Raw genomic sequence first — 25,437 nt, forward strand, 5'->3', positions numbered from 1 at the left:
AAATAACATGACAAGAGCACTCACGACCCAATGGCGGAATCTGGCTTTCTCAGGTCTCATCCTGCATGAGATCCTCGATCATCCCCTCGACGACGAGACGCCTCAAGCAAGGCTGAAGCAGGTCGGTATGATGACGATCCTCTACAGCATGAACCAGGCGCATCAAAATCTAACTCTTTCCAGTATCATGGAAATTACGGCTCTGACGCGCAGTGGCGTCAAGGAGACGGTCGATCTCTTGGTCAAACGGGGGATGTTGGATGAGAGGATTGTCAAGAATTCGATGGGGCGTGGAACGGCGCGCCAGTTCGAGATTTCGGAGGAGCTTCTAGAGAAGCTGAGCTCGTTCGGAGCTGCGTGACCAAGGAATTAAAGCGACGAATTTCCCGAGTCGTTGAATTGCAATAAACGGCCCCCGCAAGCCCGTCAGAGACCATGATATGCGGCATCAATGGTCGTGGTAGTCAAGAACGTAACCCGCCCCATAAACGGTGCGAATCCTCAAATTGCGGAGTCCTGCAAACGCTTTTCGGAGCCGGCCGATATGCACGTCAACCGTCCGGCTTTCCACTGTGTGCGGATCGGGCCAAACCGCCTCAATGAGTTGCTCGCGGGAACTGATCTGACCCTGCCTTTCTAATAGAAATCTAAGAATTTTCACCTCCATAGGCGCGAGCGTTATTGTCTTGCCTGAAACCACGACGGCGTGCCGCGCGAAGACAACCTCGACGGGAGCAAAATTTGGCAAAGTCGAAGCCTCCCACCGCGGGCTTATGCCGTGGAGAAAGGCGAGAAGCTTTGAAGGCGACAAAGGGCGCGTGATGCCTTCGTCGAGCCCGGCCTTGATCAATTGCAGGTGCTGTGCACGTGTGTCCTCGCTGACAAGTGCACCTACCGGAAGCCCTGAATCCTTCAAAAGCGCAAATAAGGGCGCAACATCACTCGGCCAGCCTGCACAATCCAAGACGACAGCGGAAAGCTCTGCTGATGCGCAAGCGTCCACGACATCGTCGTCATTTGCAGCAAGACGAGTCTCGAAACCCTCACCACGCAGAATGTGCGCGAGGAGCAGATAAAGCTCGGCGTCCTGCGAGCAAACCAGAATGATCGGAGCCATGTTTATCGCCCTTTCCCCCCGTGACGAAACGGCAAGCTCAGCTCGGCGCGAACTCGCCACCGTTGACATCTATGATGGCTCCATTGACGAACCCGGCATCCTCCGATGCCAGGAACGCGATCGCCGCGGCGACGTCGTCCGGAGCACCGAGCCTGCCGGCTGGAATACGGGCGAGCGCGTCGATGTTGGTCTTGCTTTGCGGGGAGCCTGTCAGTGGCGTCAGGATGCGACCTGGCGCCACGACATTCGATGTTACGCCGTAGGGACCATATTGAGAGACCAGCACGCGGGACAATCCTGAAAGTGCAGCTTTGGACGTCGCATAGCTCGCGCCCGCGATCCGTGGTCTCGTCCGGCCGGCAAGAGATCCAACGAATATAACGCGCCCATAACCGTTTTCCTTCATGGCAGGCAGAACGGCCCGGCAGCACAACATCGTCCCTGTCAGGTTGACGGCGAGCACGTCGTTCCACTCTTCAAGGGTAAGGTCGGCGACGTGACGAGGGCCGTCGGGACCTTTCGGCGAGATCCCCGCGTTGCAGACGAGGATCCCAGGTGCGCCAAAGACACGGGCGACTTCGCCGAAAAACGAATCGACTGCCACCGGTTCGCAGAGATCAACCTTTCTCGCAAGCGAGCGCTCTGGTCCAAATGCCTCGGCGAGCGCGGCGCCCGCGGCCATGACGCTTGCTTCGCCATGGCTGAAGACGGCAACCCGATGACCGGCCCTGAGCAGACGAAACGCAGTGGCAAGACCGATCCCGGTCGTGCCACCGCTGACCACCGCAACACGTGAGATGCAACCACGGCTCATGCCGCTTGATCCATTGCAGCAAACAGCGAAAGTGGCGGATGGGCGGCCGCATCTGTTATTACCTCGATCAGCAAGGGACCTTCTTCACGCAGGCCGCGCTCGAGGTATCGAGGAAGATCCGCGGGATCGCAGATGCGGACTGCCGGGCAGCCGCAAGCCTCGGCAATCCGCCGATGATCGACGTCGGCGAAGCTGCAAGCAGTCGTGAAGCTGCCGAACTTGACAGTTTCGGCATCACGTTGGAAGCCGAGGATACCGTTGTTCAAAACGATGATGAGTATGGGAAGCTTGCTCCGAACCATGGTTTCCAGCTCCGCCCAGCTGTGCGCGAAACCTCCATCTCCCACGATAGCAACGACTGGTTTGTCCGGCTTTGCCGTTTTTGCGCCGAGCGCAAGTGGCAAGCCCCACCCGAGTCCAGCAAGGCCCCGCGGCGACAGGAAGCGCATACCCGGGGAAAGGGCCCGCAACTGGCCGGCTATCCACATCGAGGAATAGCTCGCATCGGAAACAACGGTCGTATCTGCGGTAAGCACTTGCTGCAGGTCGGACATAACCCGCTCGGGGCGGATCGGACTTTTCTCCGAACGAGCAACAGATTGGCGCTCAACTTCAAACGAGCGCCAGAAACCAGCGATCCGAGCTGTCAACCTCTCGCGCTGCGATGCGCGGTGCGACAGATCGCGTCGGGCGAGCGCGCTACGCAGCGCGCTGATGGTTTCCGACGCATCGCCCGCCAATCGGACCGCCTCGTAGGTACGTCCGATTTCGGTGGGATCGACGTCGATGTGGATGACTGACGCGGACCGGGGAATTTGGCGCCAACTGTCAGTGCCATTCTGATTGGTTCGTGTCCCGACCAAAATGACGAGATCGGCCTCTTCGACAAGCGCAAGTGTATGGCGTCCAAGCGATCTTGGCCCGACGAGAGTGCCGAGAACGCCGGCTGACAGCGGGTGGTATTCGTCGACCGCGCCCTTTCCCATATTGGTTGTCAGCACGGGAAGCGAGGCTTCGTCCTGTAGCCCGGAAAGCTCACCGGCGGCATGGCTTGCATGGACGCCTCCTCCAGCGATGACAATGGGTGCGTGGGCTGCGGTGATCATCGAGGCCGCACGCTCGATGTCGCTATCGCGCGCGCGCAACCGATCGAGCGGCCAGTGGCCTAGGACAGCCTCACGACGAAAGGGAGAAGGGGCTATCTGCTCTCGCAAGAGGTCGGCGGGGAGCAGGAGAGTTGCCGGTCCTGGCCGGCCCGAGGCGGCTGCCGTGAAGGCAGCATCGACATAATCGTCGATGCGCTCCGCAACAAGCACCTTGCGCACCCACTTCGTGCAGGATTGGAATAGGGTAAGATGATCGAGCTCCTGGAATGCATTACGATCGGCCTGGTCTCGTTCGACATCCTGGACGAGAGCAACGACCGGAACGCTCGCCTTCAGCGCTTCGGCCAGCGGCGGAACGAGAAGCGTTGCGGCTGGTCCGTTCTGCGCTGCTACTACTCCGACCTTGCCGGACAGGCGCGCATAGCCATCGGCCATGGTCCCTCCCATGTTTTCCTGTCGGTAGGCGACTTGGCGGATGCCGATTGCTTCGGCCGAGAGGATAACCGCCGAAGGCAGGCTCTGAGCAAAAATATGGGTGACGTCGTGCCTCTTGAGGGAAAGAGCGATCCGCTCGGCGACGGTTAGATGATCAGTTGCCATGGTCACATGCCTGCTTCAGTTGGAGTTACTTCAAGGATTGAAAGGAAGTCTGCGAAGGCTGAGATGACGGCGTCACCGTCGGCAATTGTCATTGCCGTCGAAAGGCAAGCCGCAGCACCATGGGGAAGCAGGATGCCGCAATTGAGGAAATGTCTGGAGAGGCGCGCCATCAACTCGGTCTCTTCCGGCGCGAGATACGCTTCGCGGAAGTCCGTTGGCTGCTTTCCTTTCGGATGGATGCGAAATAAGGATGCCGCGCCCGTCACGCTGAAGGCTGCACCGTGGCGTTCGATTTCCGTTCGAAGCCCAGCCCGGATGCGATCGCCAAGGCTCTCGAGTGAAGCGAAAGCGCCATCCGTCATCGCTTCCATAGCAACACGGCCAGCGACCATCGATACGGGGTTTGCCGAAAACGTGCCGCCTTGCGGCAGCAGTGGCTTACCACTGTCGCTTGCGAACACCCGCATTACCTCCTTGCGCCCGCCGATCGCCCCGACGGGAAAACCTCCGCCGATGATTTTTCCGGCGGCGACCAGGTCCGGGTGGAGACCATAGCGGGCCGAAGCCCCCAGATATGACTGCCGCAGATTGAGGACCTCATCGGCAACGATGAGAATTCCGTATTGCTTCGCGATCGCCTCGACAGCGGCAAAAAAGCTCGGTTCGGGAGCTATCAGCCCGGCTCGGCTCGGCATCGGATCGATCAGGATACAGGCCAGTGAAGGGGCAGCCGAAGCAATCCGGCGCTCCAGATCCGCGATGTCGTTGAAGCGGATAACGGTCACCTCCTCACCTACCGAAGGCGGCATACCGCGATAGGCTGGTACGGCCAGCGAGCGCAATGGGTCGTTCCATATAGCCGGCGACACCGCCTGCCCCGTTTCCGCCCAGTCGTAAGCGCCGTGATAGGCGCCTTCTATCCGTGCGATGCCCGGTCGGCAGGTGAACGCGCGGGCGGCCTTGATCGCAAACATTACCGCCTCGGTCCCGCTGTTGACGAAACGGATATGTTCGATCGCCGGAATGCGCTCGATCAATAGCTCTGCCAGCGTGATCTCGTGCTCGGTCGGATTGGAAAAACACGTTCCGCGATGAAGCAGATCCGCAACCGCGTCGGCAACAGGAAGGAAGCCGTGGCCGTGTATCAGCGTCGTGAAATTATTGTTGAGGTCGAGAAGGCGATTGCCGTCAACATCGATGAGGTAGGCTCCCTCCCCGCGCGAAATGTAAAGCGGGCTGGGCTCGTGATCCACCGTGACCCGCGTGATCCCGGTCGGAAACACGCGGCGACCCTTTTTGAAAAAATGTTCGGACCGCGACCGGGGAAATCCCCGGTCATTGCGCAAGATATCAGGATGAAACATTCAATCTTCTCCGGCAAACGGGTCGCGGCGCAACCCTTCATAATTTTGTTATAACAAAAATCATGAACCGAAAGAAGTTGCAACAAAAAAATCCGGTCGCGATGTTATTGCCGCTTGAGACGCTCTTGCGCTGCTTTCTTAAGGCGCCGATAGCCGTCTCGAATATCGTTTTCCATTGCGGCACGGACCGCAGAGGGATCTTTATCCACCAGCCCCTCTATCGCGGCCAGGTGGTTGTGGACACCGTATTTTGCTTCCGCAAACTCTGGATAGAGGTCGTGGAACGAAGCGCCGACCCTTAACCACAGAGCCTCAATGGTCGAAAGGAGGTGGGGCATCTCGCACAACCGGTAGATCGCAAAGTGGAATTCCTTATTATCGTGCAGAGCATCACCGTAGCGCTTTTCGTCGAGCGAAAGTGTGATTTTCTCCTGCAGCGACAAGAGCTTGTCCACTACATCATTGGTCGCGCGAAGCGCGCCCTTTTCCGTCGCCAACCCTTCGAGCGCAAGCCGCATCTGCGTGACTTCGTAGAGTGCAGCAAGATCGAGATGCGGAACGATGACGGTTTTAGGACCCACCATGACGAGCGCACCCTCAAAGACCAGTCGGTTGATCGCCTCGCGCGCCGGCGTGGCACCAACGTTCAGCATTTCGGCAACCGAACGGATTGGTAACTTGTGACCGGGCTTGTAAGCACCCCGCGTGAGTTGCTCCTTGATAGATGAATAGGCGAAGTCGCTGAGGCGCCCAGACTGCAAATCCGACACCGATGATTCTTCTCCAGTTGTATTCTCGTTCAAAATTAACTCCCCACGAGTTGACATCTTCACATTTTTGTTGCAACAAAAATGCATTACGCAAAAATTGATCACGTAATGTGACAGCATAACGGGATCGTGAATATTAGCAACGCCTTGGCCCTTTCGGCCATGCCTGAACAGCTCCCGGCCTTGCCGGCATGACACTCACAGCACCTGGCGCCGCGCAGGCGGAGCCGGGAGGGTTCAATGCATCTCAAAGCACACAAAAGGAGATACCATTTTGATTGGTGCGCCTGTTTTTATCGATCGCATAGGCAAGGCCTACGGCAGCCAGACTGCCGTGGGCGCAGTGACCTTGGACATTTCGGCAGGCGAATTCCTGTCGATCCTCGGTCCCTCCGGATCGGGCAAGACGACGCTTCTGACAATGATCGCCGGCTTCGAAAGCCCGTCTGCCGGACGCATCATCATCGACGGGCGCGATGTCACCGCGGTATCGCCCGATCGCCGCAATATCGGGATGGTCTTCCAGCGTTATGCCTTGTTCCCGCATCTAACCGTCGCCGAAAATATTGCCTTTCCCCTGAAGATGCGCGGCATCCGCAAAGACCTCAGAGCAGAACGGGTTGGCCGGGCGCTCGACCTCGTCCAACTCCCGGACTATGCCAAGCGCTATCCCCACGAACTTTCCGGCGGCCAGCAGCAGCGGGTGGCGGTCGCGCGAGCAATCGTGTTCGAACCGCCTGTTCTCTTGATGGACGAGCCACTCGGGGCGCTGGACAAGAAGCTGCGCGAATCCATGCAGATCGAGATCAAGCAGCTTCAGCGGCGCCTCGGTGCAACGGTCATCTATGTGACGCACGATCAGGAGGAGGCGTTGACGATGTCCGACCGGATCGCCGTTATGGCAAAGGGGCAACTCGCGCAGCTCGGAACCCCGGCGGACCTTTACTGTAATCCGCAGAGTGCCTTTGTGGCCGATTTCATCGGCAAGATGAACTTCCTGACTGGAGAATTCCTGGGCGAGACCGCTGGCCGCCAGACGATCAGACTGGGTGACGACGTGGTCATTGATACGCCCGGTGCTGCCCATGGTTTCGAGGGTTCGGCAAAGATAGGTGATCGCGTTCGGCTCGCGCTGCGGCCTGAGCGCCTTGGCCTTGCAGCGCGTGGCGCAGGGGGACAGAACGCCCTCCCTGGCCGGATCGAAACGTCGGTCTTTGCGGGCTCCTTCGACCTTCATCTCGTTCGCTCCGATTTCGGAAGCGGAGAGATCATTCAGGTCCAGATCCCTGCTGATGGAAAGCGGGTGCCCTTTGCAATGGGGGCACTCGTGGATGTCATCGCCGAACGCGACGGCCTACGGCTCTTTGCGGTCGCGGAGGCATGAAATGACCATGGCCATCGATAATCTACCCCTTGCACCAACCCGTCCAGCAAGCTGGATTTTCTCACGCTCGGCGCGCCAGTATTCGCACGCGCTGACGCTCCTGCTTATTGCACCGTTGATGCTCTTACTGGCCGGAGGCTTCATCTATCCAATTGGGCGGCTCGTCTCTTTGAGCCTAATGGCGCCAGGATTCACGCTAGAGCATTACGAGCGGATCGTCACCGAGCCACTCTACATGGAAGTGCTGCTTCGCACGTTGCAGACGGGTGCAATCGTAACAGTGGCGAGCCTGCTGCTCGGATATCCGGTTGCCCTTCTCATGGCGCGTGCCAAAGGCAAGATTGCGATGATCGTATCGGCCGCGGTGTTCTTGCCACTATGGACCTCAGTGCTGGTGCGATCCTACGCCTGGATCGTGCTGCTGCAGCGAAACGGCATCGTTAACGGTCTGCTGATCGAGAGCGACCTCATTGGCAGTCCGTTGAAGCTTATCTACACCGAAGGCGCGGTGATCCTTGCGATGACGCATGTTCTCATGCCCTTCATGATCCTGCCGGTCTACAACGTTCTTCGCACTATTCCTGCCGACTACGCCCAAGCCGCCCGCAATCTCGGCGCCGGCCAGCTTGACGCGTTCCTGCGCGTGACCTTGCCGCTCAGCTTGCCTGGAATCTTTGCCGGATGCGTCATGTGCTTCATCCTGGCGATCGGTTTTTATATCACGCCGGCACTCGTCGGCGGGCCTGGAGCATTGATGATGGCAACACTGATCGGCCAGCAAACCACCGTTCTGCTTGACTGGCCATTTGCCGCAGCGCTCGCGACCGTCCTTCTGACCACGACGCTGATCTTTGTCCTTGTGTTCCGCAAGGCGCTTTCCGTTAGCAAAGGAATGAACAGTGTCAATTGAGCCCGCAGTCACCGCCTCATTCGCCCCCTCTCCCGTCAACAGCACCCATCGGCCCTACGGCAAAGCGGCATTGCGGCTCCTTGGTGGTTTCCTGATCGGAGCAATCCTGTTCTTCCTGGTCCTGCCGACGTTACTCGTCATCCCGATTTCACTGAACGACAGCAGCTATATCGAGCTCCCGCCGAAGGGCCTGACGCTTCGCTGGTATATCGACTTTCTATCCGATCCGGACTGGCGCGCGGCAACGATCTTCAGTCTGAAGATTGCGCTGGCGACGACGATTGCCTCGACGGTCATCGGGACATTGGCCGCCATCGGGCTTGTTCGTGGCAATCTACCGGGAAAGACCCTTCTGCAGGCATTGTCGCTAGGGCCGATGATCGTTCCCCACGTCGTCTTTGGCGTCGCCCTTTATCTGGTTTTTTCTCCGCTCAGGCTGACCGGCAATTTTACTGGTTTCCTGATCGCGCACACCGTACTTGCTGTTCCCTACGTGATCATCACCGTGTCGGCGGCACTCGAGCGCTTCGATACGTCGCTCGAGCTTGCCGCACTGAATTGCGGGGCAAGCCGGAGCCGCGCCTTTTTCAGCATTGTGCTTCCTAACATCGCTCCGGCGGTGGCTGCGGCTTCGGTCTTTGCGTTTCTGGCGTCGTTTGATGAGGCAACAGTCGCCTTCTTCATTTCCGATACCGGCGGAAAAACGATCAGCCGCAAGATGTTCGAGGACATCGATTTCAATCTTACCCCAGTCATAGCGGCGGTTTCGACGCTGCTCGTCGCGGTATCGCTGCTGCTCATGGTGAGCATTCATCTCCTTACCGGCCGCGGGGAGGATTAACGTGGCCACATTCATCCGGACAAAGGAACACGCGATGAAAAAGCGAACGAAGATCAAGCCACTGATTGCGGCTTGCCTCATGCTTGCTGGTGCGGGGGCGGCGCAAGCCGAGGAGCAGGTCATCATTGCGACCACAGGCGGCGCCTACGATGCCGCGCTTCGAAAATTCTGGTTCGATCCGTTCACCGAAAAGACCGGCATCAAGGTTGTTTCGGTTGCGGCAACGAATGCCGAGATGCGCGCGAAAGCTGCGGCCATGGTCAAGACCGGCAATGTGACCTGGGACCTTTACCCGGACGGCGAGATCCAGGCGAGCGCAGAAGTGCATCGGCTGACATCTGAAGACCTGACAGAGTTTTGTAAGTCTTTCCAGGGCCGGCCAGATCTGGTCGAGGATGCCTGCGTCAGCGCCGGGGCCAGGCTCTTTTCGACCGCAACGCTGATGGCCTACGACCCGGCTGCCTTCAAGGATGGGAATCCGTTGAGCTGGGCCGATATGTGGAACCAGGCGAAATTTCCCGGTGGTCGTTCCTTTCCAAATTTCGACGATCCATGGCGGGTCATGGCTGCCGCACTGCTGGCCGATGGCGTTCCGCGCGACAAACTCTTTCCGCTCGACATCGACCGCGCCCTCAACAAGCTCGAGGAGATCCGCCCGGCGATATCGCTCTGGTGGAAGACCGGTGATCAGAGCGTTCAGGGTTTTCGCAACGGCGACTACAGCATCGGGCAGATCTGGCTGACGCGCGCAAATACACTGAAGGCTGAGGGACGCCAGATCGCCTGGTCCAAGCAGGCCTCGTTCCTCGTCGGCGATCGCTTGACGATCATCAAGGATGCGCCGAACCGCGGAAATGCGTTGAAGTTGGTCGGCTACTGGCTTGATCATCCGGAGGCGCAGGCCGGGGTGTGCGACGAACTCCTTTGCACGCCGCCGAGCCTCAAGGCGATCGAGTTGATGTCGCCGACTGCACGCGCCGCACTGCCGAGCGACGAGGACATCCGCGATTACATCGTCATCCCGGATGCTAAATGGATCAACGACAATGCCGCGATGATGCTCGAGCGTTGGAATGCCTGGATCCGATGACGATCCCCTATCGGGCGGCGCTGCCGCCCGGAGGTGCGGAGACAGATCTTATCCCTTGAGAGCACGATTGACAGCAGCTGCGACGTCGCGCACTTCGGCAGCCGTGTGGCCCGCTGTCGGGCATATCCGCAGCCCTGCCCTTCCTTTAGCCACGGTCGGGAAGAAAATGGCCGACGTATAGTAACCGGAATCAAGCACCAGTCTGGCAGCGCCGATTGCCGCAAGCTCGTCACCGACGACGACGGTCCTGATCGGGAGTCGGGACCCTGCCTGTGCGGTCGGCACCAGTTCGTCGAAAAGAGATATGTGTTCTGCAAGTGCCCTTTGCCGCACGCCGAGCTCCGGTGTGCGATGGAGCGACTGAGAGGCGAGGGCTGCACCGATCGCGGCAACATTGATGGAGGCCGAGAAGGCGTGCGCGAGAGCAAAGCGCCGGAAGATCTCTTCCTGGAACGCCGTTGCGAGCATCAGCATGCCGCCCGAGGCTCCGAAGCCCTTCCCGAGCGAGGCTGCGATGATCGTCCGTTCACCGAGACCCTCGGGCATTTGCGAACGGGCAAAACCCTCGCCTCTTTCGCCGAAGATCGATATGCCGTGAGCGTCATCGATGTAAAGGAAGAGGCCGTATCGCTCCTGAAGCTCGCGCAACTCCTTGATCGGGGCGCAGCCGCCCATGGAATACACACCGTCGCAAACATAGGCGACCGTATCGTTCTGCCGGCAAATTTCTTCGAGCGCCTGAAGATCGTTGTGGCCTATGGTTCGGACCTCACATTCTTCGGCAACGACGGGCTTATTGAAGGCGAGCGTTGCATGCGCGAGACGATCGAATACCATGACTGGTTTTTTGCCGCCCGTCAGAACGCCGGACGCAATCAGCGGAAGCGCGCTTAAGTTGGCGGCAAGCACTGTTGTGTAGGTGATCACCCTCGCGCCGAAGAGATCAGAAAGAGCATCCTCGAGGTCTCCGAGGACTGCAAAATTGAGCCGCGTCCGGGCGCAGGACCAGTGCAGTGTTCCGTAGCGGCGAACGGTTTCGATTGCGCCTTCGATAATTGATGGGTGATTGTCGAGCCCGAGATACGAGCAGCGGACGAAGTCGACGACGCGCTCCGATAGGCGCTCCGAAACCGGCAGCTCCACCGCTCGACCGTCAGACGGATGGACATAGAGGGCCATCAAACCGTCGAGATGGGCGGCGGCAAAGTGGGGACTCGCGTGGCTGATCAGGCCCGCGGTGTTTCTGTGGAATGTTTTCGCCGATCCGGCGCCCGAAACTGCCTCTTGCATGTTGTGCTCCCAAATGTTCAACGGAGTTCACGCTATGCGCGTGATCGTCGTTTATGCAACGAAGGCGACAGCAAATTTTCGGGACGTTTCGGTGAAGATGTGAACGTGGCGAAGTTCACATGCTTTAGGAGATGTCGAACGCGTATCCCTCCTTCGGCACGGTGCGGATCACATCGCGGCCAAGGACACGCTTCAACGCACGCCGGAGGCGGCCGATATGAACATCGACTGTTCGCGGCTCGACGAATACCGGCTGTGGCCAGGCAGCGGCTATCAGTTCCGCACGGCTGAGAACGCGCCCCGCGTCACCCATAAGGGCACTCAACAGACGAAACTCGATCGGGCTCAGATTGACCGGCGTGCCTCGCACCAGAACACGCCGGCTGCTGACGTCCAGCTTCACATCGTCAAATATTGGAACGAGGCGGCTAGTCGCTTCGCCAGAGGAATTGCCTATTGCACCGTGAAGGTAAGACAGCAGCCGTTCCGGCGGCATTGGCCTTGTAAAACTCTCATCGACGTTGGCTTTCAGGATGTCGAGATAGGCGGCCTTTTCGGCAACGAGCGCGATGAGTGTGAGGTCGTCGGCAAGCCCCCTTTCCTCCAGGCTCGACGCGATATCAGCCAGAATTTGTGAACCCGGCTGGCAGTCGATGATGATGGCTGCAGCGCCGCGCTCCTCAGCGATCGCTACGGCCTCGTTTGGAATATCGACGAGCATCGTCCTGTATCCGGCCCCTCTCAAGATGTATGACAGCATCAAATAATAGTCGGCATCCTGGGATACGATCGTCAGAAGTGCGCTCATCGGCTCGCCCCGCCAGCTGTTGACCCCATCATATCTAATTTTGATACGACAAAACTCACACCGGCTTGCCTCACTCTCAGTGGCACATCAAGCCTCCTTCGTAAAATATCGCGAAAGAATCGCGAAAGCGCTCGCACTGCGGGTATTTTTATAGCTTGCCATTTCATTTTGTTACAACATAATGTTGAGTGTGAGAAGCACTTCGCACAGAAGCGCATATTTGCCAGGGACGGCACGTGATCGTGGCCCACTCGGTGGGATCGACGTCCGGCATACTTTGATGGCCTGTTTCCGGACGGTTACGGGGCTTTTTAATGCGCGAAATGTTCGAAAGGTTTTCAACCGGCTGCGCCGCCGCGGCCACACCGGATTTTTGGAGTGATGCAGATGTTGGGGACATATGTACTGCTGTCCGTTCGCTTTACGGACGCCATGCGAAAACAGCGGCGGCCTGGTGTGCCATAGGCGCGCGCTCCGACGGTCGCTCGGGCGATTTCAAATTTTGGGTCCGGGTTTTCGAGCGTCTGGGGACAGAGGGGATTGTGGAAATCCGAAAACAAAGGCGCGGGTCATAGATTTTGAAAGTTATGTCGGGCGGATATTCGTTCCGACAGCATCCGGCACCATGAATCTGGCCGGTTTTATAGGTCGGCCGGTTTCGCACTGATCGTGCACGCCGCTCGGTTTGACGGCCGAGATCGAGGACGGACACGTAGGCGTGGGCAGACGGAGGGTCGCCGAAGCGAAGGATCATGATCCACGCAGCAAGCGCAGGGGGACTGGTTTTCTTGGAACACGATGACTAAAAGTTCTGTCATGAAAGATGCCCACCGCCGATGAAATCTAGCCTCGACCATCTGCCCGAGCGTAAACAGCGCGAGTTGGCCCGCGTTGTCGATATTCTGCACGAGGAGTTTCAGGACGCGCTGAAGGATAGCTCGGCCGAGTTCAAGAAAATGGGGCGGATCCTCAAGATCATCTTGTTTGGATCATACGCCCGTGGCGACTGGGTCGACGAGCCGCACACGCTCAAAGGCTACCGTTCCGACTATGATCTGCTGGTGATCGTCAACAACAGGAAGCTGTCGGACTTCGCCACCTACTGGTACAAGGCGGCCGACCGCTTTCTCCACGATCGCGGTATCAAGACGCCTGTCAGCTTCATCGTTCACTCGCGGCGTGAGGTCAACACGGCGCTTCACGAAGGGCAATACTTCTTCTCCGACATCCGCCGCGAGGGCATCGTCCTTTACGAGCTCGATGATGAAGCGCTGCCCGAACCGAAGCCACTCTCGAAGGCCGAGGAGTACCGAGCTGCCAAGGAGCATTTTGAAGAGAGGTTCCCGTTCTCAACTGATTTGTTGGACGGTTTCAAGCTGTACGTTGAAAAGCGGCGCTACAAGCACGCAGCCTTTTTCCTTCATCAAGTCATCGAGCACGCTTATTCGGCTGCACTTTTGACGCTGTCCAACTATAGCCCCGCCTCCCATAATCTGACTTTCCTGCGTAAGTTGGCGGAAAGCCGCGATCGCCGTTTGGTGGATGCTTGGCCGCGCGACCAACAGCGCTATCGTGCCTGGTTCAATACTATCAATGAGGCTTACGTGAAGGCCCGCTATTCGAAGCACTTCGAAGTCAACGAAGAGGCGTTGACCTGGCTCGGCGAACGTGCGGCCGACCTGCATATTCTGGTCAAGACCGTGTGCGAGGAACATCTAACCAAGCTTCAAAAAGACGCTGGAGATATTTGAACTTGCCATTTAATTTCGCGAGAGTGGCGCACCCTCGAACGGCGACTTCGACCCGGAGTTCCCACCCTGCCAACTTTTGCCATCCTGGCTGTTTTTCTATGCATATCTCGCGCCGGATAACCTGAAACAGTTCGTCGATCAACAGGTCGCGCAGGGCGAGGCTATGGCACCCAGCGGCGAATACGAACGAGAATTGATTAGTCGCGACAAAGATCGTGAGCATTTGCCTACGCTCCCGCTTGAGGGTCCTTCATCCGAAACGATAGAGCCGGTTGATGCCCAACTATTTCGATAATCTGCGAAACCGCGCCTCGCGAAAAAGCTCAAAGTGACCGTCAACCCTGTCTTTCCTCGCCACACGATGTCGAGAATGCCGCGGATTATTACACTCGCGAGGCCGGCGGCAAATCGCGATAAGCTTCCTTGATGCCTACGTCGACATACGATTTGATCGCAACGATCCTTCGGTTCTTCGATGGACTTCAAAGATCGATGCCACGGCTACGGCTGACAACCCGCTGACGCCGTTCCGAGATGATCCGCTCACTGCTTTCCCTTCGGACGGCCTCTTGCAGGACCTTCAACTTTTCCTGAATCGCTTCGAAGGCATGGCGCTGTGCGTGTGGCACGCGGGCGATGACATCCTTTTCGGCGCGAATGATGGCACTACGGCCGAAGCGCTCATCGAGCGCGGTGCTGACGGCGGCAAGCTCGCGGCGGATGCCGGGATCGAGCGCCGAGGCAGGGGCGCTCGGCTTGCGGCCGTTGTTCTTCGCCTCGGCGGTCAGCCGCATGAGCACCTCTTCCGCCGCCTTCGAGAGGCCGGGAATGGCGACTGACATGCGCCGACGCTCCTCGGTCACAGCCTGACGTTCGGCCTCGAGCACATTGACATAGGCCGAACCGAGTGCGCGTAGCCGACCCTCAGCTTCAAGCATGGCCAGCACCGCCTCTTTGCGCTCCCGTCCGGCGGCCAGCATTCGGTCCATCAGTCGATCGGAACCGCGCAATGCGCCGTAGGCGGCCGGATCATTGGTTACCGCGGCGGCGATGCGCTCGCCAGCAAAACCTTTAGCAAGCAGGTCTTCGATCTTGCCGACGGCGCCGGCTGGATCGCGCCAGATCGTTGATGCCACGTCGGCCAGCGCGGCGCGCTGCTGGCGATACAGTGGTGTGGCGAGAGCGCGAGACCTCGCCTCCTCGTCGACAGGGGTCTTGAACTCGGTGACGGCTGCAAGCATGGGCAGCACGGCGGCACTCTCCCTGTCTGCCTCCATCCCCTGATCGGCACTCGCCGCGGCGACGATCTTCGAACGATCCCGCCGATCGACAGGATGCTGCTCGTCGGCAAAGCGCTTCACGGCCTCGAACAGCCGGGTTAACTTCTTGCCTCTGATGCTCGCGAGGTCTACCGGCATACGCTCGATCATGTTGCGCTCGGCAACCGCATCGGCCTTCGCGGTAAAAGCGCTCCAGCCGAAGCGAGCGGTCAGCGCCTCGCTGACCGCCTTGACCTCCTGGACGATCGAGCGGTCTTCGGCGGCAAGCGCAAAGGCGGTTTTGTAGGCGTCGTCACCACCTTGCCTGCGCACCGTCTCGATCTCCGTAAGACGTGTCATCGCCTTTTCGGAGAGTGCCGGGATTGGCAATGACATATGGGCGCGGCGCTGCAGCTCGCGGCTTTCGAACCGCTCGGCGTTTCTTCGGAACTCCGTCGCATGGGCGCGGGCGAGCGGCAGCAGGTCTGCCAAGGCGGTGATCGCGGCATTTCGTTCGTCGCGTGCCGCACGACCATCGACGATGAGATCAGAACCACGCAGGCGGCCGAGCCGCTCCGGTGCTGCGGCGAGATCGTCGGCAAGCCTGCGCGGTTCGATGCTCGTATCCGATGCCAGGGCGTTCAGCGCGACAAGTGCTGCATCCGGGTCACGATAGATCGTCTCCAACAACGGCCGCAGGATCGCCTCCCGTTCCTTCCAGGCGGGCGACGCAAGCTGAGCCAGCCGCGCATCTTCCTCCACGCTCTTGGCGAAGCCTGCGGTGGGCGGAATCAGATATCGGCTACCAACAACGTCTGCCTCCAAGACGGGTTGGGGTTCGGCCCGTTGCTCGCTATAGGCGACCCGCCGTTCCCGATCGATCGTGAAGCCGAGCGCCACGCCCGCCCGCTCCCAGAGCTTCGCCAGCTGTTCGCGTTTCTCGGCGATCCCGGCCCACCGCCGGGAAAGGTTTTCTTCCACCCCGGCTGCGGCAAGCGAAAGATGATCGAGACCACGGCGTCGCGCAAAATCTTGCGCCTGGGCGCGATAACCCGCCTCGCTCTCAAAATCGAGCGTCGTCGTCTTGGCGCCGGAGCGCGACAGGCGCTCTACCAACTGCTTGAACAGTTCCGGTCGATGGCTTTCCTGCTCGATGCGTTGCTGGCGTTCTTTGCTGGTTTCGATCCGTTTGGCGGTCCAGACGTTGCGGTCGACCTCTCTTTCCTCGAACCGCCTCTGGCCGGTTTGCTCGTCGACGACCGGAACCTTGATCGTCACCCGCTCCACTCCATCCTTGCGCAGGGTCACCGTGTCGCCTTCCGACACGCCGCCCTCCTCCAATGCCTTCGGCAGGCTCACGCCCCAAAGACGATGGACGGTGCCGTCATCCGTCCTGACGTCAGCATAGGGACTATCGTCGGTATCCTCGTCATTCGGGCGGAACTTGGCTAGTCCGGTTTCCACGAGCGCCCCGGTGACGCCGGCGGCATGATCGCCACGCGGCTTCCGTCCCCATTCCGGCGTCGCCTCAAAGTCTTCCCTTGCCGCATAGAGATCGGCGCGGTCGCGATGCCGGGTCAGCGACACATAGGTCAGGTGCTGATCCATCATGCCGGTGGCAAGCACCAAGGTTTGCTCGACGGTCGACCCTTGAGACTTGTGAATGGTCGCGGCATAGCCATGATCGACATTGCGATAGCTGTCCTCGCTGATGACGACATCACGGCCATTGTCGAGACGCACCGACAGCAGTGGGTCGCCACGTTTGTCCCCGGTGGAAACGACTGTGCCGAGCATGCCGTTCTTGACATGTTGCGGACCGAAACGGGGAGCACGTGGTTCGAGGAAACGGGCATTCTCCAGGAAGATGATGCGGTCACCGGCGGCGAAGTCTCGCGCGCCGCGTTCGGTCCGGAAAGCGCGGCTCTCACTGAGCGCGCCCTCTTCCGACATCACCGTTCGCAGCGCCTCGTTCAGACGCTTTACGTCCTCGTTGGTGTGGGCGAGTACAAGAAGCTCGTCACCGCGAAGACGACCGTCATTGCCTTCGCGGACCGACGTTTGGATTGCCAGTTTGCGCGCTTGGCTCCAATCGGCAACGATCCGATCAATCGTTTCCGCGCGTGTCCCTGCCTCGATCAGGTGGCCATGTCGGGCATAGACATCGAGGCCTTGTTCGACCTCGCCGCGCGCAAAAAGCCGCGACGCCTCGCGCGCCCATTGCTGGTGCTGGCGGCGCACACCGGCAAGTTCGGCAAAACCGATGCGTTCGGTGATCGCCCGGAACGCAGCACCCGCCTGGATGGGTTGTAGCTGCATCGCATCGCCGACCAGCACGACTTTCGCCTGGGCTTGCTCGGCGATGTCAAGCACGCGGGCCAACTGCTGCGACGACACCATGCCGGCCTCGTCGATGACAAGCACATTGCCACGTTCGAGCAACTCGCGACCGCTGGCCCAGGCGAGTTCCCATGAAGCCAGTGTTCGCGACCTGATGCCGGAACTGTCTTCCAGCCCTTCGGCGGCTTTGCCGGCAAGGGCAGCACCAATCACCCGGCGGCCATCGTGTTCCCAGGCGACGCGTGCGGCGGCAAGCAAGGTGGACTTGCCGGCGCCGGCAAGACCGACGACGGCGGCAATGCCATTGTCGCCGGTGACATGATGGACGGCGTCGACCTGCTCCGGATCTAGCTTGAAGGGTTTTTCCGGATCCCGGGCCTCGACGTTTCTGATCGCGGCTGCAACCACTCGATCGGAGACGCCGAAACCGCAGCCCTCCGCCAAAAGCTGCGCCGACCGCGCCATATCATATTCGATGCGAAGGATCGCGCGCGTGGTGAAGACGGCGGGTTCGCTCGCTTTGCCCGTTTCGGCATCGATCTGCTGTGGCTTCAGCATGACCAGATCGTCCGACGCCATCAGCCGCGCGCGGATATTCGCAAAGACGGCGGGATCGTCGACGTAACGATGCAGCGCCTTGGCGATATCGCGCTCGTCGAAGGTGGAGCGTTCATTGCTCAACTGCTTCAGCAGAAGCGCAGGATCTGCAAGCAGCCGGTCGGCCATCTCCTGGCGACGGGCAAGGTCGGCCGGAGCAAAATACATCTCGGCGCCCCTGCGGGAGAGTGCCGCCTTCTCCGGGCCGAGATGTCTTTGGGCAATGCCATCAAGCCCCTGTTCGGCATAGGAGCGGCCATCAAGCCGGATCTCGTGGCCGGCAAGCGCCAGATGCCGGTTGGCCGTCTCCGCCCAGGCGATCTTCCAGGCCTGCAAGGTCTCCTTGTCGCCGCCCCAGGACTTATAGACAATCCGACCTGTGGGCCGCCGGGGCGTGACAAAACGCAATGGCTCGCCATTCTCTCCCAAAACAGGAGCGTTTTTCGGCCCGAAGCCCTCTTCCGTCAGCGGTCTCACGGTCGTCAGTAGATGGATGTGCGGATTGCCGTCCTTGTCGTGGTAGACCCAATCGGCAACCATTCCCTCGGACGTGAAATTATCACGGACGAATTCGCGCACCAGTGCGATGTTCTCGGCCCGTGTCAGCTCTTCCGGCAGCGCGATAATCAGCTCTCTCGCCAGCCGCGCGTTTGCCAGTTTCTCGAAAGCTTCAACAGCATTCCACAGCGCTTCACTGGCACCAGCGACCGAACGCCCCTCAACCGCCGACCGCAGCCAATCCGGCGCCTGATCCGGCAGGGCCAGTTCCTCGTGCACCAGCTCGGAGGCGCCGCGCCGATAGCTGAACGACGTGCCGGCCAGTTCGTCCATCATACTGGTGCGATGACGATAGGCGGCGGCCGCGACGATGTTGCGTCCCGCTCCCCGGCTGATCACCTGCGCTCTGACGAACATGATCGCCATGATTGTCCTCGCATATTCGGAGCAGTTGCACCAACGAGCGAAATCGCTCTTTCACAATAGTCAGACCGAGCGACTGACGCGCTCCGCGCTTGTCTCCGGTTTTCGCGCGGGTCCATCAACTGCGACAAATAGGCGATTTAACTGTTTTATTCAAGATAGTATAATCTGAACCCTATTTCACGCTTTGTTCGCCCTAGGGCACGGCGTTTGGACTACGTGGGAATCAGACGCTCGTTGTCCCTAAGCGCTTGACGCGTTTCATCAATCCCCAGCGCTGGGTGGCAACCGGATGGGACATAAGGGCAAAACAGGAGTTGAGCGATGCTAAAATTGCCAGTAGACGATATTGGATCTTTCGCCTATCGATTGCTTATGAAATCGTCGCTTGAACATATGCCGCTTCGCAAGCAGCGAGAACTCGGCCGCGTCCTGGAAATCCTTCACGAGGAATTCGAGGACGCGCTGAAGGAAGGCACGGCCGATTTCAAGAAGCGCGGCAGGATCTTGAAGATCATCCTGTTCGGCTCCTACGCCAAGGGCGGATGGGTCGATGAACCCTTTACCATGAAGGGGTATCGCTCCGATTTCGATCTGCTCATCGTCGTCAACAATCGCAAGCTCTGCGAGTTCGCCGAGTACTGGTACAAGGCAGCCGACCGGTTGATCCACGAAGCCTCGATCGAAACACCGGTGAGCTTCATCGTCCACTCCAGACGCGAGGTGAACACCTACCTCAAGGAAGGGCAGTATTTCTTCTCTGACATTCGCAAGGAAGGCATCGTTCTCTACGAACTGGACGATGAGCTATTGGCCGAGCCCGAACCGCTTTCGTCGGAGGATCGACTCCGAATTGCGAAAGAACATTACGAGGATCGGCTAACACTTTCGCGGTCTTTTCTAAAGATAGCAATATCTTGCGTTAGCGAAAAGGAACTCCGGGTCGCAGCCTTCCAGCTCCATCAGGCGTTGGAACAAGCCTATTCCTGCGTTCTCCTTACCCTAACAAATTATGGCCCCCCTTCCCACAACATCAAATTCCTTCGCTCCCTTGCCGAAGAACAGGATCGGCGCTTAGCTAAGGCTTTTCCTCGGGATCAGCATCGTGAGCGAGCCTGGTTCAACACGTTGAACGAGGCATATGTGAAGGCGCGCTATTCGAAACATTTCGAAATCAGCGAGGAAGCGCTTGGCTGGCTCGCGGAACAAACCGCGTTACTGCTCGAACTGGTGCGGACGGTTTGCGAAGGGCACTTGGAGCTCCTTAAAGGAATAGTTGGCAGCGACATAATCAAGCGAGATTCGCTGTCATGCGGTTGACCAGCTGCGTGAATGGAATTCGTCATCTCGGGCACGACCGGCGACATATCTTCAATTGCTACAAAGATGACGGCCTAGAGGCCCTGACAGATCCGTCGCGACAGCCGGTGCGTTGCGCCAACCACTGCTTGAGCCAGTCGAGGCGTTGATCATCTCGTAAAAGAAGCCGCATTTGAGTGCCAGGAAAATCAGAGAGCCGCTGGTCTAGCGCCTGGACGGCGATGTGCGCGTGCCGTCGAACAGAGAATTTGGGAGCGATAGACGGCCCGTTCGACCCGAGGTTGTCACCCGTGTCTTAGGTACGATCTGTTACCGATGTCTTCGATATGGACAAGGGGGAGATGGTACGGTTGGGGGGTCTCGAACCTCCGACCTCAGGTGCCACAAACCTGCGCTCTAACCAACTGAGCTACAACCGCATAAATCGCGCTTGGCGCGACGGGGGTCACATACGAGGACTTGGAGATGAATTCAAGCCCCATTCCTCGTCAATATACAAAAAGGCTGGACGCGAGGTCCAGCCTTTTATTTTTGGTCGGTAAAGACCGATCAACCAACCTTGAAGGAAGCCATGGCCTTTTCGGCGGCGTCCTTGGAGGGCTTTGCAAGCTTCTCGGCCACCTGCTTGGTGGTTTCCTGGATCGACTTCGCCTGCTCGACGGTGAGTTCGGCCTGCTTGCGGATGAACGAGGTCTGCAGCTCGAAGAATTCGGCCGGGGACTTGACACCGAGCAGCGCTTCGAAGTGCGACAGCGAGTTCTCAGAATTGATGCGCAGGATGTCGATCGCCTTCAGGCCGATCTCGACCGAGCCGGCTTGTGCCGTCTGGACAGTGGCTTCGAGCGTCTTGCCGGCTTCCTCGCCAGCGGTCTTCAGCTTGGCATAGGCATCCTTCGACTGCTGAGCGCCCTTTTCGGCGAATTCACGGAAAGATTCCGTGAACTTGGATGGGTCGAAAGAAGCAATTGAAAAAACGTCGTCGGTCTTTATGGTAGCCATGGGTCGCATCCTTTGGGTTGAGGCAGCCGCTGCCTGCGATAGTTGGATGATGCTTATATAAGACATTTCATTGTGCATTGCAACAATTATTGTGCAGCGCACAAGACGTTAACCTTTCCGGCCGAAAACCCCCTCCTCTTCTGGACCGGCATGCGCCCCGCAGTTATTAATAAGCCGTTAATTTAAGAAGGCCGACAGCGACAAGGTTCGAACATGCCCGCAGTCCAATATCCGTTCATCGATATCGCCGTGCATGCACGGGTGCGGGAACGCTTTTCACGCGGCGAGGCCATGGTGCTGTTTTCGGCCGATCTTGCCCGCCTGCTCTGGGCGAATGGTGCAGGTGCGGAGCTTTTCGGCCATTCGGCAGTCTATGACCTGCTCGATCAGGGGGTCGACCGCACCGACATCACCTTCCGTCAGCTGGAAACCGCCGCGCGCCAGCTGACCGATATCGGTGACAACAGAAGCCTGATGATCCGCATCGCCAAGGGCTTCCAGCGTGCACAGGTGCAGGCGGCGACCGAACTGATCCGCCTTTCCCAGGGCGAAAAGGCCATCCTGTTTTCGGTGCCGGTCTCGGCAAAGCCACTCGCGGCCGGCGCATCGGCCGCTCAGATGCTGCAGGGACTTGATGATCCCGACACGCATATGGCGGTGATCGGCGCCAATGGCGAGGTCATCGCGGCTTCGCCGGGCTTTGCCTCGCTCGGGATCTCCGAGCAGACGGCAAAGACCTTGATCAACCTTGCCGGCGCTCATCCCGACCGATTGGTGAAGCGACCTGTCGCCACCAGCAGAGGCAATCTTCCGGCCGCGGTCGGCAAGCTCAGCGACGATCCGGCGCTCAATCTGCTCTTTGCCGTGGAGACTGCGATCGGTCATCTCGACGCGATCGATGCGCCCGCGCTCCACCCGGTCGATACGCCCGCGCTCGATTCAATCGATGCGCCCGCAGAGGAAGAAGGCGCGACGGCGGCCGAAGTGCTTCAGGACGAACCTGTCGCCGCTACAGGCTTCACCGAAATCATCGACGCGGTTTCGGGGATCGAAGAGGTCGAGGAAACGCTCGAGGAGATCGCCGGCGAAAACGAACAGCCGGCCGAGACAGCCGCGGCATCCGCAGACGAGGCGATTGAAGAGACGCATTCGGATGCGGAGCCGGAGAGCGACGGCGGCATGATCGATAGCAGCGCGGATGGGGCCACCGAGCCCGCCGCGGTCATCGAGGACGATTTGACTTCCATTGCGGAGACGGTGGAAACGGCAACGGCGGCGGAACCGCCTGTTGAGGCCAGCGAAACGCCTATCGAAGACACGCCGGAAGCGGTCCACGAAGAGCCAGCCATTGAAACGCCTGTGGTCGCCGATGCTGCCCCTCAGCTTGCGGCTGAGCCCGGCTTCGTCTTCAGGCCGAACAGCCGTGCCACACGCTTCGTCTGGAAGATCGACGCCGAAGGCCGGTTCAACGAGGTCAGCCACGAATTTGCCGAGGCCGTCGGTCCGCATGCGTCCGACATCATCGGCTCTGCCTTCGGCGATGTCGCCGCCCTCTTCAATCTCGATCCCGACGGCAAGCTTTCCGAGGCGCTCGCCCGCCGCGACACATGGTCGGGCAAGACGATCCTCTGGCCGGTCGAAGGCACCAGCCTCGTCGTTCCGGTCGATCTGGCCGCGCTGCCGACCTATACCCGCAACCGCGACTTCGATGGTTTCCGCGGCTTCGGCGTCGTCCGGCTTTCCGATGCACAGGAAGATCCGCTGGCGCTCGGCCTGACACTCGGCCCTGATGCTATCGGCCATGATGCAGCGAGCCTCGGCCCGGTGGCCGAGCCGGCCGCCGACGTGGCCGATGAAGCGGAAGCAGCACCTCAAGAGGTCTCGGCCGAAGCCATCGCAGCGGAAGAGAGCGACAACCAGGCGTTTACGGCAGCCGAGCCGGAGACCCCGGACACCGAAGAGACAGGATCGGAAGAAATCACTGCCGAAGAGACGATCGCCGAGACATCAGCGCCGGAGAATGCCGTAGAAGAACAAGCAACCGTCGTCGACGAAGCGCCTGCCGCCGGGCCGGCAGCGGATCCTTCTGACGAGCCGCCGGCGCTTCGGATTTCGGAAACGCCCAATCGCCGTTTCTCCGACAAGATCGTTCAGCTCCACAACACCGGCGCCGGACTGACGGCCGCCGAACAGGCGAATTTCCGCGAGATTGCCAAGCGCCTGGAAGCCTTCGGCACGCGCAAGGAAGAGCCCGCCGCTCCAACGTCGATGGAACCCGCAGCCCCGGTGCCGGCGGAACCTACCGTCGCCGACATGGCCAGCTTCGAAGAGGCCTCTGGACCTGAAGAGTTCGAGGCCGAAACTCCCGCCGACAAGGCTGACATAGCCTCGCCCGAGGAGATCGCGCCGCAAGAGGCGATCTTCGAGAATGCCGTCGAGGCGGAGCGCGAAGACGATGGCGCCGCCGAAGAGCCGGCCGTCATCGTCGAGGACGAGGCGACGGAAGGGCTTGAGGAGACGGCCAGCCAGATCGAGGTTCTCACCAGCTTCATCCCGCCGCGGATCAAGATGACGGACGGGCTTTCAGTGGGCACGGTCGACCAGCTGCCAGTTGCCGTGCTCATCCATATCGGCGATGCGCTGATCCATGCCAATCCGGAATTCATGCGGTTGACGGGCTACGGTTCACTCGAGGCATTGCGCGAAGTGGGCGGCATCGAAGCCCTGCTGCAGCGCCGCGAACTCGAGGAGAAGGCCGCAGGCTCCGGCACCATGATGCTCGTCAAGGCCGACGATACGCTGGCGCCGGTGACCGCGCGGCTGCAATCGGTGCGCTGGGAAGACGCCAACGCCCTGATGCTGGCGCTGATGCCGGTGGAAGGCAAGGAAGATGGCCGCAGCGACGCAAGCCGGTCCGAGGGCCGTTCTGAAGGCCGCCCCGAGCGGATGGTCGAGAAGGTCGCTAAACTCCAGGTCGAAGTGGAAGAATTGCGCTCGATCCTGGAAACGGCGACCGACGGCGTCGTCGTCATCGGCACGGAGGGCGACATCCGCTCGATGAACCGGTCGGCCAGCGCGCTTTTCAATTACGACGAACAGGAGACGCGCGGCAAACCCTTCGTCATGCTGTTTGCCCATGAGAGCCAGAAGGCAGTCATCGACTATCTGAACGGCCTCTCCGGCCATGGCGTGGCAAGCGTGTTGAACGACGGGCGCGAAGTGATCGGCCGCGAGGCCGCCGGCGGCTTCGTGCCGCTGTTCATGACGATGGGCCAGCTCACCTCCTCCAACGGCTATTGCGCTGTCATCCGCGATATCACCCAGTGGAAGCGCACCGAGGACGAATTGCGCAACGCCAAGGGAGCGGCCGAAACCGCCAACGCCCACAAGACCGATTTCCTCGCCCGCGTCAGCCACGAGATCCGCACGCCGCTCAACGCCATCATCGGCTTTTCGGACATGATGGCGGGCGAACGTTTCGGGCCGATCGGCCATCCGCGTTATATCGAATATGCCAACGACATCGGCCGCTCCGGCCGGCACGTCCTCGATATCGTCAACGACCTACTCGACATTTCGAAGATCGAGGCGGGCGAGATGGATCTCGATTTTGCCGCCGTCGGTCTCAATGAGGCGGTCTCCGAGGCCGTGGCTCTGGTACAGCCGCAGGCGAACGGCCAGCGCGTCATCATCCGCACGGCGCTGTCGCATGCAGTGCCCGAGGTCGTGGCGGATCTGCGCTCGATCAAGCAGATCGCGCTCAACATCCTGTCGAACGCCATCCGCTTCACCCCGTCAGGCGGGCAGATCGTCGTTTCCACCTCCTATGAGGCCAATGGCAGCGTTGTGTTGAGGGTCCGCGATACCGGCATCGGCATGACGCGCAGCGAACTCGACCAGGCGATGAAGCCGTTCCGCCAGGTCTCCTCGACCCAATCCCGTCATCGCGGCGACGGCACCGGCCTCGGCCTGCCGCTGACCAAGGCGATGGTCGATGCCAACCGGGCGACCTTCTCGATCAATTCGGCGCCGAACGAGGGCACGCTCGTCGAGATCACCTTCCCGTCGCAGCGGGTGCTGGCCGGCTAACGCATCGCCCTTTGCGCATCTGGAAGACTGGCGCGCTTTCAGCGCCATAAAGAAAAGGCAGCCACGA

Annotated in this window: 18 protein-coding genes and 1 tRNA gene; 9 read left to right on the plus strand and 10 right to left on the minus strand. The window is 59.7% G+C overall.

The window, feature by feature from the left end; all coding sequences use genetic code 11:
* Positions 1–7: 7 nt before the first annotated feature.
* Positions 8–361 (plus strand): MarR family transcriptional regulator, encoded by a 354-nt coding sequence (locus G9X64_RS20355; protein WP_171377324.1) that lies wholly within the window; start codon positions 8–10, stop codon positions 359–361.
* Between the two features lie 87 nt (positions 362–448).
* Here the strand turns inward: G9X64_RS20355 and G9X64_RS20360 are convergent, their stop codons facing one another.
* The 5 genes from G9X64_RS20360 to G9X64_RS20380 all read right to left on the minus strand — a co-directional run bounded on the left by G9X64_RS20360 (position 449) and on the right by G9X64_RS20380 (position 5,804).
* On the minus strand, positions 449–1,117 hold the full coding sequence (locus G9X64_RS20360) for a winged helix-turn-helix transcriptional regulator (RefSeq protein ID WP_171377325.1): 669 nt from the start codon (positions 1,115–1,117) through the stop codon (positions 449–451).
* Positions 1,118–1,154: 37 nt separating this feature from the next.
* Positions 1,155–1,931, minus strand: coding sequence for a 3-oxoacyl-ACP reductase FabG (gene fabG, locus G9X64_RS20365; RefSeq protein WP_171377326.1), 777 nt, complete (start codon positions 1,929–1,931; stop codon positions 1,155–1,157).
* Positions 1,928–3,637: an acetolactate synthase catalytic subunit gene (locus tag G9X64_RS20370; RefSeq protein WP_171377327.1), complete on the minus strand. Its 1,710-nt coding sequence runs from the start codon at positions 3,635–3,637 to the stop codon at positions 1,928–1,930. The genes fabG and G9X64_RS20370 overlap by 4 nt, the downstream gene beginning before the upstream one ends.
* Before the next feature lie 2 nt (positions 3,638–3,639).
* Positions 3,640–5,001 (minus strand): aspartate aminotransferase family protein, encoded by a 1,362-nt coding sequence (locus G9X64_RS20375; protein ID WP_171377328.1) that lies wholly within the window; start codon positions 4,999–5,001, stop codon positions 3,640–3,642.
* Positions 5,002–5,105: 104 nt separating this feature from the next.
* On the minus strand, positions 5,106–5,804 hold the full coding sequence (locus tag G9X64_RS20380) for a GntR family transcriptional regulator (protein ID WP_168312562.1): 699 nt from the start codon (positions 5,802–5,804) through the stop codon (positions 5,106–5,108).
* A gap of 241 nt (positions 5,805–6,045) precedes the next feature.
* On the opposite strand from G9X64_RS20380, the gene G9X64_RS20385 reads away from it, so the two are divergent.
* The 4 genes from G9X64_RS20385 (at position 6,046) to G9X64_RS20400 (ending at position 9,996) form a co-directional block, all read left to right on the plus strand.
* Positions 6,046–7,155, plus strand: a complete 1,110-nt coding sequence (locus G9X64_RS20385) for an ABC transporter ATP-binding protein (protein ID WP_171377329.1) — start codon at positions 6,046–6,048, stop codon at positions 7,153–7,155.
* Between the two features lies 1 nt (position 7,156).
* Positions 7,157–8,065: an ABC transporter permease gene (locus G9X64_RS20390; protein WP_171377330.1), complete on the plus strand. Its 909-nt coding sequence runs from the start codon at positions 7,157–7,159 to the stop codon at positions 8,063–8,065.
* A 70-nt stretch (positions 8,066–8,135) separates the two neighbouring features.
* Positions 8,136–8,906: an ABC transporter permease gene (locus tag G9X64_RS20395; protein ID WP_168312611.1), complete on the plus strand. Its 771-nt coding sequence runs from the start codon at positions 8,136–8,138 to the stop codon at positions 8,904–8,906.
* A gap of 34 nt (positions 8,907–8,940) precedes the next feature.
* Positions 8,941–9,996: an extracellular solute-binding protein gene (locus G9X64_RS20400; protein WP_171377331.1), complete on the plus strand. Its 1,056-nt coding sequence runs from the start codon at positions 8,941–8,943 to the stop codon at positions 9,994–9,996.
* 48 nt (positions 9,997–10,044) lie between these two features.
* On the opposite strand, the gene G9X64_RS20405 is transcribed toward G9X64_RS20400, so the two are convergent.
* Positions 10,045–11,286: an 8-amino-7-oxononanoate synthase family protein gene (locus G9X64_RS20405; RefSeq protein WP_171377332.1), complete on the minus strand. Its 1,242-nt coding sequence runs from the start codon at positions 11,284–11,286 to the stop codon at positions 10,045–10,047.
* Positions 11,287–11,410: 124 nt separating this feature from the next.
* The gene (locus G9X64_RS20410; protein WP_168312558.1) at positions 11,411–12,094 is read right to left on the minus strand and encodes a winged helix-turn-helix transcriptional regulator; all 684 of its coding nucleotides are present in this window, start codon (positions 12,092–12,094) and stop codon (positions 11,411–11,413) included.
* A 323-nt stretch (positions 12,095–12,417) separates the two neighbouring features.
* Between G9X64_RS20410 and G9X64_RS37395 the strand changes: the two genes are divergently transcribed.
* Both G9X64_RS37395 and G9X64_RS20415 read left to right on the plus strand, forming a co-directional pair.
* Positions 12,418–12,669 (plus strand): Y4oE-related protein, encoded by a 252-nt coding sequence (locus G9X64_RS37395; protein WP_512700256.1) that lies wholly within the window; start codon positions 12,418–12,420, stop codon positions 12,667–12,669.
* 261 nt (positions 12,670–12,930) lie between these two features.
* Positions 12,931–13,845, plus strand: coding sequence for a nucleotidyltransferase and HEPN domain-containing protein (locus G9X64_RS20415; RefSeq protein ID WP_168312557.1), 915 nt, complete (start codon positions 12,931–12,933; stop codon positions 13,843–13,845).
* 482 nt (positions 13,846–14,327) lie between these two features.
* Here the strand turns inward: G9X64_RS20415 and traA are convergent, their stop codons facing one another.
* Positions 14,328–18,965 carry a Ti-type conjugative transfer relaxase TraA gene (gene traA, locus G9X64_RS20420; RefSeq protein ID WP_171377333.1) on the minus strand — a complete coding sequence of 1,546 codons (4,638 nt, stop codon included), beginning with the start codon at positions 18,963–18,965 and terminating at the stop codon, positions 14,328–14,330.
* A gap of 321 nt (positions 18,966–19,286) precedes the next feature.
* Between traA and G9X64_RS20425 the strand changes: the two genes are divergently transcribed.
* A complete protein-coding gene (locus tag G9X64_RS20425) occupies positions 19,287–20,282 on the plus strand; it encodes a nucleotidyltransferase and HEPN domain-containing protein (protein WP_171377334.1) in 996 nt (331 codons plus the stop codon).
* Between the two features lie 342 nt (positions 20,283–20,624).
* On the opposite strand, the gene G9X64_RS20430 is transcribed toward G9X64_RS20425, so the two are convergent.
* Together G9X64_RS20430 and G9X64_RS20435 are read right to left on the minus strand one after the other, a co-directional pair.
* Positions 20,625–20,701, minus strand: a tRNA-His gene (locus tag G9X64_RS20430).
* A 130-nt stretch (positions 20,702–20,831) separates the two neighbouring features.
* Positions 20,832–21,281: a phasin gene (locus tag G9X64_RS20435; RefSeq protein ID WP_168310459.1), complete on the minus strand. Its 450-nt coding sequence runs from the start codon at positions 21,279–21,281 to the stop codon at positions 20,832–20,834.
* 213 nt (positions 21,282–21,494) lie between these two features.
* Here G9X64_RS20435 and G9X64_RS20440 point away from each other — a divergent pair, with 213 nt between their 5' ends.
* The gene (locus tag G9X64_RS20440; RefSeq protein WP_171377335.1) at positions 21,495–25,370 is read left to right on the plus strand and encodes an ATP-binding protein; all 3,876 of its coding nucleotides are present in this window, start codon (positions 21,495–21,497) and stop codon (positions 25,368–25,370) included.
* The last annotated feature ends 67 nt before the right edge of the window (positions 25,371–25,437 follow it).

It is taken from the genome of Rhizobium sophorae (genome assembly GCF_013087515.1).
GTDB lineage: Bacteria > Pseudomonadota > Alphaproteobacteria > Rhizobiales > Rhizobiaceae > Rhizobium > Rhizobium sophorae.